The organism is Barnesiella sp. WM24, from assembly GCF_004570975.1.
GTDB lineage: Bacteria > Bacteroidota > Bacteroidia > Bacteroidales > Muribaculaceae > Muribaculum.
In genome coordinates, this window is sequence record NZ_SPPC01000003.1 from 191,651 (window position 1) to 210,655 (window position 19,005).

12 protein-coding genes are annotated in these 19,005 nt (G+C 45.7%); 8 read left to right on the plus strand and 4 right to left on the minus strand.

Annotation, left to right across the window (positions count from 1 at the left end):
- Window positions 1-8: 8 nt before the first annotated feature.
- From E4T81_RS04140 to E4T81_RS04160, 5 genes are all read left to right on the plus strand, one after another.
- Complete coding sequence (locus tag E4T81_RS04140) at window positions 9-1,013, plus strand: FimB/Mfa2 family fimbrial subunit (RefSeq protein ID WP_135041695.1); 1,005 nt, start codon at window positions 9-11, stop codon at window positions 1,011-1,013.
- A 50-nt stretch (window positions 1,014-1,063) separates the two neighbouring features.
- Window positions 1,064-2,566: a hypothetical protein gene (locus E4T81_RS04145; RefSeq protein WP_135041697.1), complete on the plus strand. Its 1,503-nt coding sequence runs from the start codon at window positions 1,064-1,066 to the stop codon at window positions 2,564-2,566.
- On the plus strand, window positions 2,567-4,963 hold the full coding sequence (locus tag E4T81_RS04150) for a hypothetical protein (RefSeq protein ID WP_135041699.1): 2,397 nt from the start codon (window positions 2,567-2,569) through the stop codon (window positions 4,961-4,963).
- Window positions 4,960-6,966: a hypothetical protein gene (locus tag E4T81_RS04155; protein WP_135041700.1), complete on the plus strand. Its 2,007-nt coding sequence runs from the start codon at window positions 4,960-4,962 to the stop codon at window positions 6,964-6,966. The genes E4T81_RS04150 and E4T81_RS04155 overlap by 4 nt, the downstream gene beginning before the upstream one ends.
- Window positions 6,967-7,189: 223 nt before the next feature.
- A complete protein-coding gene (locus E4T81_RS04160) occupies window positions 7,190-7,705 on the plus strand; it encodes a hypothetical protein (protein ID WP_209308152.1) in 516 nt (171 codons plus the stop codon).
- A gap of 321 nt (window positions 7,706-8,026) precedes the next feature.
- On the opposite strand, the gene ppdK is transcribed toward E4T81_RS04160, so the two are convergent.
- From ppdK to E4T81_RS04175, 3 genes are all read right to left on the minus strand, one after another.
- The gene (gene ppdK / locus E4T81_RS04165; protein ID WP_135041704.1) at window positions 8,027-10,747 is read right to left on the minus strand and encodes a pyruvate, phosphate dikinase; all 2,721 of its coding nucleotides are present in this window, start codon (window positions 10,745-10,747) and stop codon (window positions 8,027-8,029) included.
- Window positions 10,748-11,113: 366 nt separating this feature from the next.
- On the minus strand, window positions 11,114-12,418 hold the full coding sequence (locus E4T81_RS04170) for a TonB family protein (RefSeq protein ID WP_167761678.1): 1,305 nt from the start codon (window positions 12,416-12,418) through the stop codon (window positions 11,114-11,116).
- A 55-nt stretch (window positions 12,419-12,473) separates the two neighbouring features.
- Window positions 12,474-13,229: a hypothetical protein gene (locus tag E4T81_RS04175; RefSeq protein WP_135041708.1), complete on the minus strand. Its 756-nt coding sequence runs from the start codon at window positions 13,227-13,229 to the stop codon at window positions 12,474-12,476.
- A 368-nt stretch (window positions 13,230-13,597) separates the two neighbouring features.
- On the opposite strand from E4T81_RS04175, the gene E4T81_RS04180 reads away from it, so the two are divergent.
- The 3 genes from E4T81_RS04180 (at window position 13,598) to E4T81_RS04190 (ending at window position 16,743) form a co-directional block, all read left to right on the plus strand.
- Window positions 13,598-14,041 (plus strand): tellurite resistance TerB family protein, encoded by a 444-nt coding sequence (locus E4T81_RS04180; protein WP_135041710.1) that lies wholly within the window; start codon window positions 13,598-13,600, stop codon window positions 14,039-14,041.
- Between the two features lie 184 nt (window positions 14,042-14,225).
- Window positions 14,226-16,295 (plus strand): TonB-dependent siderophore receptor, encoded by a 2,070-nt coding sequence (locus tag E4T81_RS04185; protein ID WP_135041712.1) that lies wholly within the window; start codon window positions 14,226-14,228, stop codon window positions 16,293-16,295.
- A 31-nt stretch (window positions 16,296-16,326) separates the two neighbouring features.
- On the plus strand, window positions 16,327-16,743 hold the full coding sequence (locus E4T81_RS04190) for a heavy-metal-associated domain-containing protein (protein ID WP_135041715.1): 417 nt from the start codon (window positions 16,327-16,329) through the stop codon (window positions 16,741-16,743).
- Window positions 16,744-16,834: 91 nt separating this feature from the next.
- Here the strand turns inward: E4T81_RS04190 and E4T81_RS04195 are convergent, their stop codons facing one another.
- Window positions 16,835-18,910 carry a hypothetical protein gene (locus tag E4T81_RS04195; protein ID WP_135041717.1) on the minus strand — a complete coding sequence of 692 codons (2,076 nt, stop codon included), beginning with the start codon at window positions 18,908-18,910 and terminating at the stop codon, window positions 16,835-16,837.
- Window positions 18,911-19,005 lie beyond the last annotated feature (95 nt).

Sequence of the window (19,005 nt, forward strand, 5' to 3'; positions counted from 1 at the left end):
CAGACGAAATGAAAATAAGACACCTTAATAATATCTGCATATCATTTCTTGCGGCAGTAGCTTTGGCAAGTTGCATAACGGCGGACTTCACCGAATGTCCCAACGAGTACGAGCTGAAAATCGTATTCGACCGTAATATGCTCTTTGCCTATGCTTTTGCGAGTCAGGTAAAATCAGTAGACATAAAGGTGTTCGACTCAAAGACGGGACGGGAGGTATATTCCTTTTCCGATGAAGGATCCTCACTTGAAGTCGAGGATTATAGAATCTCGTTACCGATACCTCCCGGCTCATACGATATTCTCTGTTGGGGTGGCATGGCCGAAGGAAATTCCTTCTGTTATGTCAACCCGGCGGCGGATATTCTTGAACATCAGAATGTCTGTCTGAATACCGAAACCGATATATCTGACAAAAAACTTAACAATCTGTTTCATGGATTGTCCAGAAATGTGACATTTATTGACAATAACATAATCGGAAGCTCAGAGGTGCAGACCCATACCGTATATCTGACAAAAGATACCAATCGTGTATATGTAATGTTACATAATCTTGACGGAACGGAGCTGCAAGAATCCAACTTCATGTTCTCCATTTCATCAGGCAATGCTGAAATGAGTTATGATAACACTCTTGAAGCCGGTCGGAAAGTTACATACAAGCCCTGGGATATTACACCGATTTTAACCGAGACAGATATCTCCGGGCATCCAGTTAAGTCGGCACTCGCTGCGGAGTTATCAATTGGGCGGCTTATGACAAAAGCTGACTCCCGGCTTGACATTTACCGCGTATCAGATGGTGAACAAATAATATCAATCCCACTTGAGCGGAATCTGCTTTTATATAAAGGTAGACATTATGACTATATGACCGATCAGGAGTATCTTGACCGACAGGATGATTATGCTATAACTTTTATACTTGACAAAAACAACAACTGGGACAAGGCCGCTATGATTTATATAAATAATTGGGCGACACCTCCCGTGCAATATCAAGAATGGTGAAAATAATTGACATATTGACACATGGGGTTTTATGGTTGATTCTGTCGGCCATGGCTGCGTCATGTAATTCCGTTGAAGGCCCTGTTATTGATAAAGGTCTTGACGGAGGAAGCACGATGTCATTTAGGTTTACCATATATACCGATGAAAAGCAGGTCTCTTCACGTGCACTTGGTGAATGGGAGGAAAATGCTGCCAATATAGCCGAGCGCATTCTTAATGTTGACGATATGCGCATTTTGTTTTTTGACCAAAGTGGGGTGTTGCTGAAATCTGTAAGGCCTACTTCCCTTGATTATAACGACGGTTATATGACCAATGATGGTTATTATTCGCTTTCGGTGTCGTTTACCCACGATTATTTCGACAAGTTTGACAGTGATGCCAATGTTCCTTTTAACGTTATGATTCTGGCAAATCTCGAAAGTATAGGAGGTCGTTTTACCGACCATACCCCGGGATATACAAGAGTTTCGGATATCACAGATTATTTTCTGATGAAAACCGACTTTTTCCCGACAGAAAACGAAGGAATACCGATGTATGGCATAAAGGGATTTTCTGTGATTAAGGAGCAGCTGATGCAAGGTATTGACGCTCCGTTTGCGGGACAGATAGACCTCATTCGCAGTCTGTGCAAGATTGAGGTGGCAGACAAAATTGTCAACTCAATTATTTATCCCGACGGCAATAAATATCCGCAAGTGACAGATGTTGAGATGATTTCGTGGGTTGATCACGGATATGTCAGACCGAGGTTTGACGATTATTCCGAGGGTTTAAAATTTGCAAATATCTATCCGGCATCGGTTGTGACCGACGTTGTCAGTGCGCGGAAAATCAATGATAAATACATATTATATTGTCCTGAAGCAAAAATCAAGGATATGAAATTCAGGGTTAATGCCGTATTGTCGCCGGGCAGTGCTCCCCGGCAATTTGAAATAGGACTTGATGCTTTTGCTTCAGAGATTGGCGAGGAACTTGTGAGAAACCATATTTACCGATTTGATGTTCATGCATTCAATACAATCCTCGATTTAAATGTCAATGTTAGTGACTGGATAGCGCAAACCGATGAATTTGAACTTGATGATGTGGTCAGTATGGAGCCGGATGGATTTCTTAAATGGGAATATGACAATCTTAATTTTGCAGTGACAACAGAGTTGTATGATGGCAAAAAGGAAGAGCAGCTTTCGATCTTGAACGGTACGACATCTTATGCATCCGGGACATTTCATATTCTGTCTCCCAAAGGAGCAATATGGAAAGCATATTTTATACCGGGAGAGAATGGCGTTGATGCTTTCGAGTTTGTAGATGTCGATGAAGAGGGAAATGCTATTGAAGGCTCGCAGACTGTATTTGCCGAAGGTCATGTAGGAGAGCCTGCAACTATACATATCAGAGGTAAGGGCCAGGCAGATGCCTACCGTCATTGGTCAGAATTGGTGGTAGAGGTACGCACTTTTGATGGCACCGTGCTATATGCGCCGCTTACTTCGGCAATGAGTTCAAGATTTATTATATATCGTGAGAATAAACTATAAATGAATTGGTTGAACCACATAAGAACTGCTTTAATCATCGCAACATTCATCTTGATTTTTCAGGCTTGCAACGACACGCCCGTCGATGAACCGATACAGCCTGAATCGGGCTGTATCAATATTGATGTCAGTGTGCCTGTAGTATCTTCAAGAGCCATAAGTGACGAGTTGAACGAATTTGTTGTAAATCAACTCCGGCTCTATTTTTATAAAAAGGGCGGTCATGACGATAACACAAGTTTGCCGGTGTTTAATCTTGTTATAGATACCAAGTTTGAATACTCACACCGCATCACTGACGCATTGCCGGATAATGCTTTGATGGACGATGGATTGTTTGGTCCTGATAATAATGAGTGTTATGTATATGCAATTGCGAATGTTGATGTGTCAGATATTGAATCATTCACTGTCAACGGACTAAAATCAAGTATTGTTGACAGCAATTTTGACAGAACAGAGCCACAGCCGGAGTTTGCGATGGATGGTTTTACAACCTTGACTTTGAATAGAAATGACAGGACTGTGACAGGAACCTTGACATTACAACGTGCTGCGGCAAAACTCATGCTCTCGGTAGATTTGCCTGCCTCAATTGATGTCAAGGAGGAAATCGTCGACCCTTTCGATGGGAGTGTACAAGAGGTCACCACGACATATTTTTCACGTGCCGAGGATATGCATGTCTGGATTTCCAACGGAGTAAAGCAGTCAATACTCAATACTCCGGCTATTCCGGCGGCTGAAAACTGTCTATACTCCAATCAAATATCATCGGCAAAAGGGATGGGGGCTGCGTTTACTTACGATCCGGCTCAGCCAAAATATTCCTACATACAAGATATACCTTTTTATTCATATCCCAATAAATGGGATATATTTTCCCCTAAAGGTAATTGTTTCCTGACTTTGGAGATACCATGGTATTACACAGATGCCAATGGAAATATTCAGAATGTGGTCACATATTATCGTCTCGGTGTTCAGCCTGAAAAAAACTATATTGAGCGTAATACTCTGTATGATATGCGTGTGACGATAGGTCGTCTTGGAAGTATCACTGTCCAGGAGCCTGTTGATATGCTCTTTGACTGGAATTATAATATGCAATGGAACATTCAGACCCTGCCCACGGACATCAAGGAGATACGTTATCTGCTTCTTAACAACAATGATTTTTCATCTACGCTTGACGCCTACTACTTTGAGATGGCAAATGAAACTTTTATCTCAATTCCGTACAACACTTCTCACCCGGTAGAAATTGAATCGGTAGAACTGTCATGGTATGATTATAAAAACGACAGCCCCCGTAGTATAACGCTGACCGGGAATGGGAATTATAAGTACAGCAACTGTCAAGATTACAACTCTGAAATAGATTTTGCAGGAATTGATATGGATGCCCAAAGCTCAACATTAAATCTAAAGCGCGACATTTACCATCTGGCATGGAACAATGGAGCCGTGATTACATCTGAAACGGCTATCAACGCTTATTCGTTTCGTATAAAACTTAGACACACGGATGCTGTGGCAGGCGACCCGTCTTCTCATGCGACTGTTGTCATCACCCAGATTCCGGCAATCTACATCACGTCGCAGCGCACGCCATCAGGTACACGCTTCATAAATGACCAGAATTCGGAATACAACACGGGGACAAAAAAGAGACCGGTGTATAAAGGTTATCTCAGCACGAGCAGCTCTGCGCCGAGCGACACACAGCAAAGACGTTATTGGCTTGGATCATCCCATGACGAAAGTTCGGGATATATCAATAATAAAAACACCTATATTCTGACAATATCAAAATTTGCAGTAGGAGACAATTACATCATTGCCGACCCTCGCACACGCGAGGTGGATAATCTCAACGAAAGCGGTACGGCAGCTTCAGCTGTCGCCGGCTGGAGCATTTTGAAAAATCGCCGGCAGCTGCAAGATTACTATCCTGCCGACCGTAGCGCCTCTAAATCACGCTTTATAGCGCCGAAACTGAGGGTGGCTTCGCAATGGGGTGTAACCTATCAGATTTATCGCACAGGAGCCGAGCGACGGTGTGCTTCCTATCAGGAGAATGGTCGACCCGCAGGGCGTTGGAGGCTCCCTACTGTTGCTGAAATCGAATATATAAGCCGCTTGTCGAATAAACAGTATATTCCCTATCTCTTCGGAACTAAGGGGGAAACTGCCGACTATTGGTGTTCGGAAGGAGGTATCCACGTCGATAATGACGAGAGCAATCCCTCAGTGACTGTAGTCGAGACAACCGACAACGAGCGTAAAGCAGTGCGCTGCGTCTACGATGAATGGTTCTGGGGAAATGACACTCTCACCAACAAAACTACGTTTACCTGGGGCGACCGTCCCCGCTCTGTCAGTGGAAATAAATGATGAGGACGATATATATAACAGTAACATTGATTCTTTCGGCTTTCCTTACCGCCTGTGCGATTCAGGATATGCCCGGTGTACCCGATAATGAAAGCTCCGACGGAACTCCGGTCGAGATTCTGACCGGTGCGTCATTTCCGGAGATGGATTTCGGTGCCTTGTCACGCGCCATGAGCGATGAGCCCACAGCCGACGAACTGCTCAATACTCTAAAAATCAATCTCTTTGTATTTGACCCGTCGGGGGTCATGCTCCAGTTTATTGATCCGGAAGATATTTCGATTGTAAATATTGACCCGGTAAGCAAGCATGTATGCTTCAAGGTACGAAATATATACAGTTCCTCGCGCCCGCGTAGACTGCATTTTGTCATAACCTCGGCAGAAGACCTCCATCAAATATCAGGAGGCGAATATATAGCGGCCATGGCAAGCGAAACCACCACCATGCCCGCACTGGTTGTCGCCGGCGACATTGATGCATATTGGGGCATAAAGGAGCTCGATAGCATAGTCGAGAATATGGAGCTTACCGTAAAACTGATACGCAATTTCGTAAAGCTTTCGGTAAGAAGCGTCGCCGACGAGAGTGTGTTCAGGTTATTGGGGTATACCGTTGTGAACCGCCCGGGTAAAGGCACGATTACGCCTTATATCTACCGCGACCATCTGTTTGCCTCGTTTCTGGACTCTGACAACGACCTTATAAGCTACGACGATATTATTGCTCAAGGATACTTCGGCATAAATCCGGCAGGCAGCGACGAAGGCATGACCCACACCACGGAGAGCGAGGTTATGGCGGCGCTTCAGGAGTCGGGAAGCCGAATTGCCACAGGCGCTTCGGATACCCCGTGCTACATCTACGAGCGCTCGCAAAGCGGTCTGACATCGGCGGGAAGCGATGTTATGGTCACTTATATGATTGTGGTGGGTGAGTACAAGGGTAAGCGGTGCTATTACAAGATTGACATAGGCCGCGACAAGGAGGGCAAATTCGGCTTCTACGACCTGCTGCGCAATTTCCAATACACTGTCGAGATCACCGAGGTCGGTGGCGAAGGCTCTCCTACGTTGATTGACGCCATGAACGGCGCAGCCCACAACAACTTGTCAACATCCGTTGTGACCCGCGACCTCTTTTCTATCGGCTACGACGGCGAGAAAATTGAGGTCAGCTCAACACGAGTGATATTTACCGAGCAGACCACTGATTACTCGCTGCGTTTTCGCTATACCACTCCGGCGGGGATGGCATTTGATCCGTCGAAACTTAAAATTTATAACATCTCAAATGAGGCGGTGGAATTCAATGTGTCTGGAGTGTCTCCCGGGCAAAGCAAGTCAATTGGCCTGACCGGAGAGGTCATAGATAATGCCACGATAACATCGGACGAAGACGGATGGTACAATCTGAATGTGTCGACAAAAACGGTGCCGACCGACAGCCGACGCCTTGAACAGAATGTGAGAATCTATTACAGCGGCGGCGCAGCCGGTCTTGGTCGCACGGTCACGTTTATGCTTCGCAAGCCGTGGGAATTTTCCGACGTCGTGTCAACGAAGCCGGCTTTATCTATCGGCAGCGATTTCTCAATAGGGCTGACTCTGCCGTCGGGCTTGTCGCAATCGCAATTCCCGCTTGTTATAACATTCGAGAGCGACAAGCAGAATATTTACGCGCTGAACGGCACGCCATTGTCTGTAGCCACAGGTAAATCTGGCTTTGCCGGAGCTACTACTGATGACGTGATATTCTACGAATGGCGCATCGAATGGTCGGAATATACGGCAGCTGAAACCGGCGGAGGGGGGCGTCTCAATGCACAGTTCAGATTGAATACTACTTCGGCCGAAGACCGGGCCTATAACACGTTGTCGATTGATGCCGCCGATATTCCGGGGCGCAATCCCGATAACGGAAGTTCCGATTTCTGTGTGAGAATTGCTAACTATGGCAGGAAATATATCCAACCTTACTATGTCAATATTTCGCGTAATTAGCATTTGCTTTGTCCTTCAGGTCTTTAATTGCTGTTCCGGCAACACACGGCAGATTCAACAGAAAGAAGACCTGCAAGAGAAAGTGACTGCCTATTGGGATAGTATTGACACATCGTCTTTATCAGAAGACTCACTTGAACAGTCCATTGTAGACTATCTTTATCTCATCGGTCATCTTGACTCACATGAAAGAGAAAGTATGTGGCCTAAGTTTTACAAAAAGATGCCTGAACATCCTAATAGAACTGTTGTCGATTATTTAGGAGACTCAAATTCCCCTTTACACTCAACCCGACTTTTGGAAGAATATCTGATAAATCTGTTAAAATGCACTGAAGATACGATAACCAGAATCAGAACTGAATATTTGCTTGAAAATTACAGAAAGAACAATGTCGGTTCAACGATATCCAATATAAAAGTTATCACAAAGCGCCAAAAGACATCGTTGTATAAACTTATTCAAGAAGCCGGTCAAAGCTGTTTGATAATATTTTATGACCCGGATTGCAGTTCATGTGACGCTGTTTTTGAGCGACTAAAAGAGCAAAAGCCTACAGGGTTAAGGGTAATAGCAATAAGTATAACCGGGATGGAAAAGGATATTGATAAATCTTGGGTATCTGCATTTGTAGAGGATGAAGCAGAAATGGATGAGAAATTCTATTATACTTCATTGCCCTCAATATACATTGTATCTGATGAAGGAATTGTAGTAAAAAAGGATATTCTGCCATAAAATGTAACAAACGGTGGCGATGGTCTTGCCTTCTTCCATTGTGTCGATGAACCGCATTGAAAACTCATGGGAAATCGTTAATTTTGCAGAGATGAGACATTCATTAGACATTATTTCAATCAGGTCGCAACCTGAATTTCTTGAAGAGGTATTTTCTTGTAAGTGCCTTGCTCGAATGATATAGCTGATTTTGTAAGTTTTGCCGACACATTCTGCATGATTATCGTACAGAATGTACGAATCGCCCAAGCGCAACTTAGGCGGTAAGCTCCTTTTTATCGGAGCGTTACCGCCTAAGTATCGGATTACGTTAAGTTACGCTTATTCTTCGATTGCAGCCTGCGCCGCGGCTACGCGGGCGATGGGCACGCGATAGGGTGAGCAGCTTACGTAGTTCATGCCGAGTTTTGCGCAGAACTTGACTGATGAGGGTTCACCTCCGTGTTCGCCGCAGATACCTACTTTGAGCTCGGGCTTGGTTGCGCGACCTTTCTCAACGCCCATGCGTACGAGCTGGCCTACGCCTTCCTGGTCAAGCACTTCAAACGGATCGGTCTTGATGATGCCGTGTTCTTTGTAGAATTTGAGGAACTTGGGGGCGTCATCGCGAGAGTATCCAAATGTCATCTGGGTAAGGTCATTGGTTCCGAATGAGAAGAAGTCGGCCACGGTGGCAATCTGGTCGGCGGTGAGGGCTGCACGCGGCACCTCGATCATGGTTCCTACCTTGTAAGGCACTGATTCGCCTCTTTCTTCAAATACCTTTGCTGCAGTGATGTTTATTACATCTGCCTGGTTCTGGATTTCCTTTAGTGTTCCGACAAGAGGAATCATTATTTCAGGATGTACGTCAATGCCACGAGCCTTCATGTTGAGAGCTGCCTCGATGATGGCGCGGGTCTGCATTTCTGTAATCTCGGGGTAGGTGATTCCGAGTCGACATCCACGGTGTCCGAGCATCGGGTTAAATTCCTCAAGGCTGTCTACCTTAGCTTTTACTTCTTCAAGAGTGAGACCCATTTCAGAAGCAAGCTCTTTTTGTGTAGCTGTCTGATGAGGAACGAACTCATGCAACGGGGGATCGAGCAGACGGATTGTCACTCCATAGCCGTCCATAGCCTCAAATATGCCCTCAAAGTCGGCGCGCTGCATCGGAAGCAACTTCGCAAGAGCCTTGCGGCGACCGTCTACGTCGCTTGAGAGAATCATTTCACGTACTGCCTTGATACGGTCGCCTTCAAAGAACATGTGCTCTGTGCGGCAGAGACCTATACCCTGGGCACCGAAGCTACGCGCCTGCTTTGCATCGCGTGGCGTGTCGGCATTGGTGCGTACAAGTGTCTTTGTATATTTAGCGGCAAGATTCATGATTGCGCCAAAGTCTCCGCCGAGTTCCGGTTCAGTAGTGGGTACCTGTCCGTCATATACCTCGCCGGTAGAGCCGTTGAGGGAGATCCAGTCGCCTTCTTTATATGTTTTGCCGCCCATGTCTACGGTCTTTGCCTTGTAGTCTACCTTGATTTCTCCGGCACCTGATACACAGCATTTTCCCATACCGCGAGCCACAACGGCTGCATGTGAGGTCATACCTCCGCGCATTGTCAGGATACCCTGTGCGACTGCCATACCGCGGAGATCTTCGGGTGAGGTCTCGATACGTACAAGGATTACTTTCTTCTTCTTCTCAGCCCATGCTTCTGCTTCTTCAGCCGAGAACACTACCTGTCCGGCAGCTGCGCCCGGTGATGCGGGAAGACCCTTGGCAACAACTTTCGCACGCTTTAAGGCAGACTTGTCGAATACAGGGTGCAACAGCTCGTCAAGCTTCTGGGGTTCCATGCGGAGTAGGGTAGTCTTTTCGTCGATTTCGCCTGCACGAAGAAGGTCCATCGCGATTTTAACCATTGCCGCGCCTGTGCGTTTACCGTTGCGGGTCTGGAGCATCCAAAGCTTTCCGTCCTGGATTGTGAACTCCATGTCCTGCATGTCCTTATAGTAGTTTTCAAGGCGATTGGCTATAGCGATAAGCTCAGCTGCACATGTAGGCATAGACTCTTCGAGCGAGGGGTATTTTTCAGCACGTTCCTGCTCTGATATGCCCTGAAGATTAGCCCAGCGGCGAGAGCCTTCTACCGTAATCTGCTGCGGTGTGCGTATACCTGCCACGACATCCTCTCCCTGTGCATTGATAAGATACTCGCCATTGAACATGTTTTCACCTGTTGCTGCGTCACGGCTGAATGCCACACCGGTTGCCGAGTTGTCACCCATGTTGCCGTATACCATAGCCTGTACATTTACAGCGGTGCCCCATTCTTCGGGTATCTGGTTCATGCGGCGGTAAAGTATGGCACGCTCGTTCATCCAGCTGTCAAACACGGCGCATATTCCACCCCAGAGCTGTTCCCATGCGCTGTCGGGGAAGTCCTTGCCGGTAAAGTCTTTTACGGCTGCCTTAAACTGCTTTACAAGATTCTGGAGGTCTTCAACGTCAAGCTCTGTATCGAGTTTCACGCCCTTTTCCTCTTTCATCTTGTCCATTATTTCTTCAAACGGGTCGATGTCGGCCTTGCTCTTGGGCTTCATTCCGAGAACGACGTCACCGTACATCTGCACGAAGCGGCGGTAGCTGTCCCATGCGAAACGCGGGTTGCCGCTCTTCTCTGCAAGTGACGCAACTGTCGCGTCATTCATGCCGAGATTCAACACGGTGTCCATCATGCCGGGCATTGAAGCGCGAGCGCCTGAACGTACCGATACAAGAAGGGGATTCTCGGGATTGTCAAATTTCTTTCCGGTCAAAGCCTCTACATGAGCGATAGCATCCTCAACTTCTTTCTGGATGAGTTTCACTACTGCATCGCGACCTTTCAGTGTGTATTCATTACATACCTCTGTGGTAATGGTGAATCCCGGGGGCACTGGCATTCCCAACAGGTTCATTTCAGCGAGGTTGGCACCTTTGCCTCCAAGAAGATTTCTCATCTCGGCATTGCCTTCGGCTTTTCCGTCGCCGAACGTATAAACTCGTTTCATTGGCATTGAATAGTGTTAAATGTTAAACTTATTTAATTTACTTTTGGTTGTTCTATACTTGAATATTTGAGGAAAGCTTAGGCACAAAATTAAGATAATATAATGAAAAAAGAAAACTAATGACGCATAAAAATCCATAAACATAGTGTTTTTTTGTAGCAGGGTGTCGCTCACTTGATTTTTCATGGTTTGCTGCATGATTTGCATCGGCATCTTAAAATTATCCTCAATATGTTAATGTCTATTAACGGAGCTGCATGGGGAGATTTTCCTATAGACATGACCGCTCTTTCCCTGACCGCATTGACAAGTCAAGGCTGAAAAGTATCGATAATGAACCAAAAGTTACACAGTTGCAGTCCGACAACAATATCAATCCACTAATTTACGACCTGTTTTATCAATATAATACCAATCATCGCTTTCCCAATAATGGTATTCACCACGACTTCCTTCCACTTCTTTCTCTTGTCCGGAATCAGTGACTTTGGCTTTTCCGTTTTCAAAAGGAAACCCAAATGCAAAGCGAGGTGTTATAATTGTATTACCTTTCTCATCGGCATATCCTATTCTTCCTCTTTCATCCACTATGCGGTAAAGTCCGTCCCGAACATAATCATCGCCATTGTCATACTGAAATGCAGAATATTTTTTGTTCATTTTCTCTTCGTAATCTGATATACTGAATTTAATAGGCAATGTCATCCATTGATTAACGGGCGTGAGATTGATTTTACCGGGGGTAAATTTAGGGAAAGATTTTACAATTCTGACAGCTTCCGCATCAAGGTAAGGGTCTTTGCTTCTCACTACCTTGATAGAGTCTATGTATCCTGTCTTGTCAACGAGAAACTGTACAACAACTCTGCCTTGTACATTTCCATCGTATGCCGCTTTGGGATATTTTAGATTATCGTAAATATAATCTATCATTGCGACATCTCCGCCTGGAAACTGCGGGGATGATTCGGGACATTCAAACGCTCCACTATTGTCTGTGGCATTGTTGGTTTCAGTGTTTTTGAAATCATCAATCTCTATTACACTCTTGGATACTTTTTCCTGTACTGTTATCTCCTCGCGGTCTAAAAGTGCTCCTACTTTTTCTCCTCTTGAAAATCTCAATAAAGGAGAGTCAAACACTTCTCTTTTGAACTGATTAATTACTGAGTCATTATTTCCTTGGACAGTCAGCCCAATGGTGCCATCCTCATACCATGCCCACATGATTGGACGTGCCACGGTAGAATTACTCTCATTAACAGCTTTTGTCAGCACCGAATCTACTCTCTGCTGTTGACGCTTACTGTATAATCCTGCTCCTATGTCAAATTCGTTGCTTTGTAGCAAATCATTCAACATATGTCTGAGTTTCAACGTGTCGCCAATTACATTTATGGTCAATCTGTTTTGGTCATTAACATAACAACCGGAGTACCAGTCAGGAAAATCCATGCCGGTGAGAATGTCGATACGAGTGGAGTCTGCTCCGAAAGCGTAAGAGAGACATTTAAAGTAAGTCCAGGGCGGTTCTTGCCCAGCTCCTTCCTCATCTCTTTGCGCAATGGTGATGTTCTCCTTACCAATATTGTCCGGAATATTTGTGTATGCTTTACTGGAACAATTCGTAGACATCCCCGCAATCATAAACGAGAGTATGTATATCGTCTTTCTCATACGTATATATATTAATACAATCGGTAAGCATAAGTACCACCATTTTATTCTGCAATCAAAACTGTTGAAGAGAACAAGTGATTTTACAACCATTAAATGTGTCTGTCAAAATCATATTAATACGCCTCACCGGTTGCGATTTTGAGGCAATGCTCTTATCCCAATTATATTCAAAAATTTTATCGAATAGATTAAGATATTCTCCGTCACCTCCCATCAAATATGTGAAAGTTTCCAACTCCTCAATTGATGAGAGATGAAGAGCCATATCGAGAGTGAAGATGTTTGTTTCACTTCTGCTTATATCAAAAACTCCATCTGCAACAAAGTCACCCTTATGGGTCAAGTGGTTTAACCGATATACTTCCAATCGCTTGGCGTTATCATCATCTCTGATAAAACGGATTTCACCGCCCTCTGACAAGTATGCATTAGTGTTCTCTCCTTCAATTTCGTCAACCCTAAAAGAAATATAGAAATCCTCTACCATAAATTTTAATGTTACGGTAGTGTCCGCCAAAACATCAGTAATAGCCAAAGAGGATTCTCCTACGCTTGCAGGATTTATAAGTAGCCGATGATTTTCTATATCTATACCGAATTTGCCCAATACTTCGGGATTACTTGCCGTTAAATCATATACACCTCCGCCATCTACAAAGCTTATACCTGCACCTGCGCCCAAACGAATAATGTAACTCTGCTGCTCAAAACAGATGGGGCGTATTTTCGGCTCGTCGTCATTGCAGCAAGATACCATAAACAGGCATATTGCACAAAAGAGAGATAAAATTATTTTGTCTGTATTCATTGTTTCGTACCCTTTCGGTCGTTAAATTTGATATTGGTTTTGTCTTGATTCGGATATATCCATATCATTAACAAAGTTAAAACTTTTTATGGCTGGTGCCAATAGCTTTTGCAGAAATAAGTTTGGTTTGGGGCTATATGATATATGCCGTTTTTTAATTATTTGTAGGATAATTATTTATTGCGGCATTTATTGCGGCTTTTCAAAAAAATCTCACTTTAAGCTTTGAATGATGATTGATATATACTAATTTTGTATAGACTGAGTCCGTTGAAATGATGTTTTTGTGTTTTTTAATGGACCGAAAATTGTTTTAATGGACTAATTTATAACAACATTAATAAATCATCTAAAATTACACTTCTATTATGGGTCTTTTTGATAAGATTTTCACTAAGGTGCCTGAGACCGACAAGCTCTCCAAGCAAGAGGCTTTTGCCGGTGTCGCTCTTGCAATGGCAGGTGCGGATGGCAGTATCTCACAGGCAGAATGGGACGGAATTGTAAACTACATCCGTCGTCTTCGTCTTTATGATAATTTTTCAGGTCCGGCTTTCGACAAGATGTTTGACAAGTTGTTCCGCATTCTCAAGAGTCAGGGTGCAAGTGCTCTCGTCGCTTCATCGATAGAAGGACTTCCCGATGATCTTAAACTCACTGCATTTGCCTGCGCTGTTGACATCGCGCTTGCTGACGGAGTGCTTGAGGAGGAGGAAAAGGACATCATCAACCAGCTTGCCGAGACCTTGCAGATTCCTGAACAGACCGCAATATCTATCATTGAGGTATTGATTATCAAAAACAAGGTGTAAAAGCGTCGCAGTTAACGATTTTGGCTCCGGAATGTCTGATGATGGACTTTCCGGAGCCTTGTTTTTTGATGACAGTTGTTAAAAGTATATGTCACCGCGGTATTAACATTTATTATCAAACATTCTTTGGAAATCATCAATTTCAGGTATTTCACAGGCGATGGAAATATGGTAAATTTGCGGCATGATACGACAGATAGGGAGGAATGTAGCTGATTGCAGTAGAAAATCTATCGGGAGATGTCTTGTCGCGATTCTTGTTGCCTGCACAGCGTCGCACGCTTATGGCATGGAAGAGCCTGATTCTCTTTTCGGCGAACTAAATGAGATTGTGGTGACGACCCCTAAGGGCATGCGGAAGCTTACAGGTGTCACCAATTCGGAGCTTATTACAGCTTCTGAACTCAGGCGTGCGGCATGTTGCAATCTCGGTGAGAGTTTCACTACCAATCCGTCGGTAGATGTAAACTATAGCGATGCGGCTACAGGTGCGCGCCAGATACGCCTGCTCGGTCTGTCGGGATTTTACGTGCAGATGCTTACCGAGAATATACCGAATTTCCGCGGGGCTGCCTCTCCTTACGGACTCGGCTACATTCCCGGGCCGTGGATGCAGTCGATACAGGTGTCAAAGGGCGCGTCTTCTGTAAAGAACGGCTATGAATCAATCACGGGGCAGATAAATGTAGAGATGAAGAAGCCGCAACTTGACCCTTCGCTGTCGCTCAACGGCTATTATGACATGATGGGCAAGTTGGAGATGAATGCTGACGGCAATCTGCATTTGGGCGGAAACTGGAGTGCCGGACTACTGACCCACTTTGAAAACGGATTTTCAGGACATGACGGTAATGACGACGGCTTTATCGACATTCCGCGTGTGCGCCAGTTGTCGGTGATGCCACGAGTGGCATATCTTGGACATAACTATGTGTTTCAGGCAGCGGCAAAGATACTCGGAGAACGACGTATAAGCGGGCAGGACGGGCATCATGCTCCTGCCGGATTGGCTGCAATGCCATTGTACGAAATCCGCATCGACACCCGACGTTGGGAAGCATTTGCCAAAAATGCCTATATATTTGACCGTGACAATGACGGTAATGTCGCTCTCATCCTCTCCGGCTCCGGACATGACCAGGATGCGTCATATGGCATCCGCATATGTGATGTTAATCAACGCGAGGCATACGCCTCATTAATGTTTGAGCGCAAGTGGCGCGGAATTCATGCCCTTAGCGCCGGACTCTCGTTTAACTATGACTACTATAGTTTTAGATATCGCCTACAGGCCGATGCCGACATGGCGCTTTCGCGAAGTGTCAGCCGCGAGGCTGTAAGCGGAGGATATGCACAATACACTTTCAATCTTGACGACAGGATTGTAGCCATGGCAGGATTGCGCTATGATTATAGCGATGTATATGGCTCAATGATTACTCCACGCATGCATGTGCGTTACAATCCATCGGAAACAGTTACTTTACACGCTTCGGCAGGCAAGGGCTACCGTTCTCCTCATCCTATTGCCGAGTATTCTTATCTTCTCGCTTCGTCGAGAAAGATAAATATCGAGTCAGACCTCAGGCGAGAGGCCGCATGGAACTTTGGGATAGGCGCGGGCTGGACAATATATCCTGCAGGGAAGAGGCTTCAGCTTTCAGGCGAATACTATTATACTGATTTTGACAATCAGCTGATGCTCAATCTTGACCGTGACCCTCATGCGGCATATATATACTCCGACGCCGGACGCTCATACTCTCATGCCCTGCAACTTGAGGCTACGTTTGAACCATTGAACGAACTGAGTGTTACCGCCGCATGGCGATTTACCGATGTCAAAGCCGGATATACCGGAAGAGGATTGTCACAAAAACCTCTTACATCACGCCATAAAGGATTCCTTACGGTAGGGTGGTCGCCCGATATGGGGCTGTGGCAAGTTGACGTCACGTGTGTGCTCAATGGCTCGGGACGCATGCCTGCCCCATATGAAAAAGCCGACGGCACTCTTTCATGGCAGGAACGTTACAAGGCTTTCTTCCTTCTAAACTCACAGGTGACCCGTAACTTCCGGCATTGGTCGGTATATATCGGTGGTGAGAATCTTACCGGTTTCCGTCAGCGCAATCCTATAATAGGAGCGTCAGACCCCTGGGGACCTGATTTTGACGCGACTATGATTTATGGCCCGCTTCATGGCGCCATGATATATGTGGGATTTCGTTACAACATCACAAAATACATATGATTATAGATAAATTAACCACATCTTTATTGTTATGAAAAAATATATTTTTGCATTTTTAATGATGCTTGTAGCTGTACCGGCAGTTATGTCGGCAAAAGACAGCGACAAAGCCACGGTAGTATTTACAGTAAGTCCGAAGATGACTTGTCAGAACTGTGAAAACAAAATCAAGAGTAATCTGAGATTTGAGAAAGGAGTAAGCTCTATTGTGACCAATATTAAAGAGGAGACAGTCACTATAACTTATAATCCGGCTAAAATCTCTCCTGCCACACTGGTTGAGGCATTTAAAAAAATCGGCTATACGGCGACCGTATGCTCCGACCAATGTAAGGACACTGATAAGGCATCTTCGACAGGAGAGCCGGGATGTTGCACCGCAGCCGGTTCATGTTGTGGCTCGGCGCGCCCTGCCACCGCGTGTCCTGACGCATCTCAGACTAAGTAGAAAGTTGAATCATAAAAACTGCTGAAAGTGCCTGAGCTTACACTTAAAGCCCGGGCACTTTCTTGTTAAACATAGTAAAGAGATAGATTCCTTATCTGCCGCCGGCGGTCGAGCGGTCGGCGTCGGCATTGATGTCGATGAGTTTTTCTGCGCCGCGTTTTTGCCTGCCCCATTGCAGATTGTAGCTTATGGAAATGTAGGGCATGCGCATGTCAAGGCGCATGTGCTGTTCGTTACGGTTCCACTTGCTTAATGACTTGCTTCCTTGGTCATACTTTCCGAAAGGCATGATCATCCCTGCGCCAAATTGCCATGATTTCCAATTGTAGCTCAGGTCAATTATGTTAATGTTTTCACCCCAGGATATTTTCTCACCCCAAAGGTCGCGCTGGGCACGTATATACTGCCCGGAAAGCACAAAACCCCAATGAGTCAGTTGCAGGGAGGCGTTGCCGCTCCAGGCATTGTTGCTGAGGTCATAGCCTGTCCCTCTCATGCGTTCCATGCGGTATTGCACATAGCCGCTTGCCATTAGCCAGCCGGGAACAATCTCGATTTGCGGAGCGATAAAAAATGACAGGTTCTGAAGCCCGCGGCTGTTCTCGTAGGTGGTTATAAGCCGGTCATCTTCCCAAAACAGTAGAGGCGTGATTGCGTTGGGGGAGGTAAACGCGCGTATGCCAAACGATCCGTTGACTCGTGGTAGGTTAAATCCATAGCGGAATGTGAGCATGTAAGAATTTGCCGTCTTCAGGTTCTGGTTGCCGACACGCCACTGGAATCCGTCAAGCTGCTGCGGCACTATATTCGTCTCAGCGAGCGATGGCGTAGATTGCCATGAAGTGAAGTTAAGACGGAAATTATGGCTTTGGCTAAGAGCGTAGGTGATTGTCGCCTGAGGGCGCGGACTCCACGAATGATTGTCTCGGTCTGATTCCTTGAAAAGAAAATCAGTGTATTGGACGCCCATACCCGCTGTCGCCGACCATTTGCCGAAGCGATGGAAATACTCGGCGAAAAAATAGACTTTGTCCTGTCGCTGGTGAAATACCTCGCCACCCAGATTCTCATATTCGGAACGATTGCGGTTGGCTGTATATGAAGCGCCCGCAGTGAGTCGCGAGTTACTCCAGTTCTTTATATAGTCGGCTTCGACTGCGTAGGCCTGGTTGCGGTCTTTTATGAGGGTGTGTATATCGGTCAGTATTCCGGTGCTGCCGGGCAATTGTTCGATGTAATCCGAGTAAGAGCGACCGTCATAATAGGAGCCGCTGAAATTCACGACAAGCGTCTGCTTTCGCGGCATATTCTGCTGCCAGTACAGCGAGAGAGTGGGTGTCGAGCCTTTGTCGCCGTGACTGTCGGTGAGCAGGATGTCGTCATCGCCGGTGCTGAGGGAGAGGAGTCCGTTATAAGAAAACCTGTCGGTGAATCGATGAAGAAACATAAACTCTGCTACAAAGACAGTGGTGTCAGGCTTTACATAGCTGTAAGATGTCCATACATTGCCCAGGGTATTGTCCATTGAGCCTCCGCGTGATGTCTCGTCGCGGGTCACTGTAGTACCGTCGGAATAAGTAAATGTTTCCGTATAGTCACGATGGCTTTTCAGCTTGTTGGTAAGCTTCAGGTTGGCGCCGGCTTCCCACTGAGAATATCCGGTGTTGAATTTCGCATCGGCCATATAGAAGCCCCACGCTGTGTTTAAAGCCGGTCGTGCAAATGTCTGGAGCGAGCCGCCTACAGTAGGGTTTGTCACAATGAAGTTGAGCACATAATTGGCTCCCCCGTAGCGTAGTCCGGGATTGTCAATCCACTCGACACGCTTGATTGTTTCAGGCAACAAGGCTTTCACCTGTTCAATAGATGATTCTCTGCCGTTAATGCGCACCTGAACCGACTGACCCGCAGCATTTATCGACCCCAAGGCGTCGCTTACTGCAAGCGACGGTATCATAAGGTTGTTAAGCAGCTGCATGCCGTTTTGGGCGTTTTCCACCGCGCTTTTTGATGGATAATATACCTCCATATCTGCCTTGCGTACAACTTTTGGAGCCTCGATGACTATTTCTTGCAGCTCATGTCGGAGCGAGTCGGACTCTGCTGATTGAGCCGACGCATTAGTCGCGCAAGAGATTGCAAGAATCGTATAAAATGTTGATTTCATTACTATAGGAATGTTTACAGCGTACAAAATTAATTCTTTTCATAATATAAAACCTTAACATTTGTTCAAATCCACCCGGCTCATTTAATCTATTT

Excerpts from the sequence above, each read along its gene's own strand:
- E4T81_RS04140 (WP_135041695.1), top strand. The coding sequence starts at position 9 with ATGAAAATAAGACACCTTAATAATATCTGCATATCATTTCTTGCGGCA.
- E4T81_RS04145 (WP_135041697.1), top strand. The coding sequence starts at position 1,064 with ATGGCTGCGTCATGTAATTCCGTTGAAGGCCCTGTTATTGATAAAGGT.
- E4T81_RS04150 (WP_135041699.1), top strand. The coding sequence starts at position 2,567 with ATGAATTGGTTGAACCACATAAGAACTGCTTTAATCATCGCAACATTC.
- E4T81_RS04155 (WP_135041700.1), top strand. The coding sequence starts at position 4,960 with ATGATGAGGACGATATATATAACAGTAACATTGATTCTTTCGGCTTTC.
- E4T81_RS04160 (WP_209308152.1), top strand. The coding sequence starts at position 7,190 with ATGCCTGAACATCCTAATAGAACTGTTGTCGATTATTTAGGAGACTCA.
- ppdK (WP_135041704.1), bottom strand. The coding sequence starts at position 10,747 with ATGCCAATGAAACGAGTTTATACGTTCGGCGACGGAAAAGCCGAAGGC.
- E4T81_RS04170 (WP_167761678.1), bottom strand. The coding sequence starts at position 12,418 with ATGAGAAAGACGATATACATACTCTCGTTTATGATTGCGGGGATGTCT.
- E4T81_RS04175 (WP_135041708.1), bottom strand. The coding sequence starts at position 13,229 with ATGAATACAGACAAAATAATTTTATCTCTCTTTTGTGCAATATGCCTG.
- E4T81_RS04180 (WP_135041710.1), top strand. The coding sequence starts at position 13,598 with ATGGGTCTTTTTGATAAGATTTTCACTAAGGTGCCTGAGACCGACAAG.
- E4T81_RS04185 (WP_135041712.1), top strand. The coding sequence starts at position 14,226 with ATGATACGACAGATAGGGAGGAATGTAGCTGATTGCAGTAGAAAATCT.
- E4T81_RS04190 (WP_135041715.1), top strand. The coding sequence starts at position 16,327 with ATGAAAAAATATATTTTTGCATTTTTAATGATGCTTGTAGCTGTACCG.
- E4T81_RS04195 (WP_135041717.1), bottom strand. The coding sequence starts at position 18,910 with ATGAAATCAACATTTTATACGATTCTTGCAATCTCTTGCGCGACTAAT.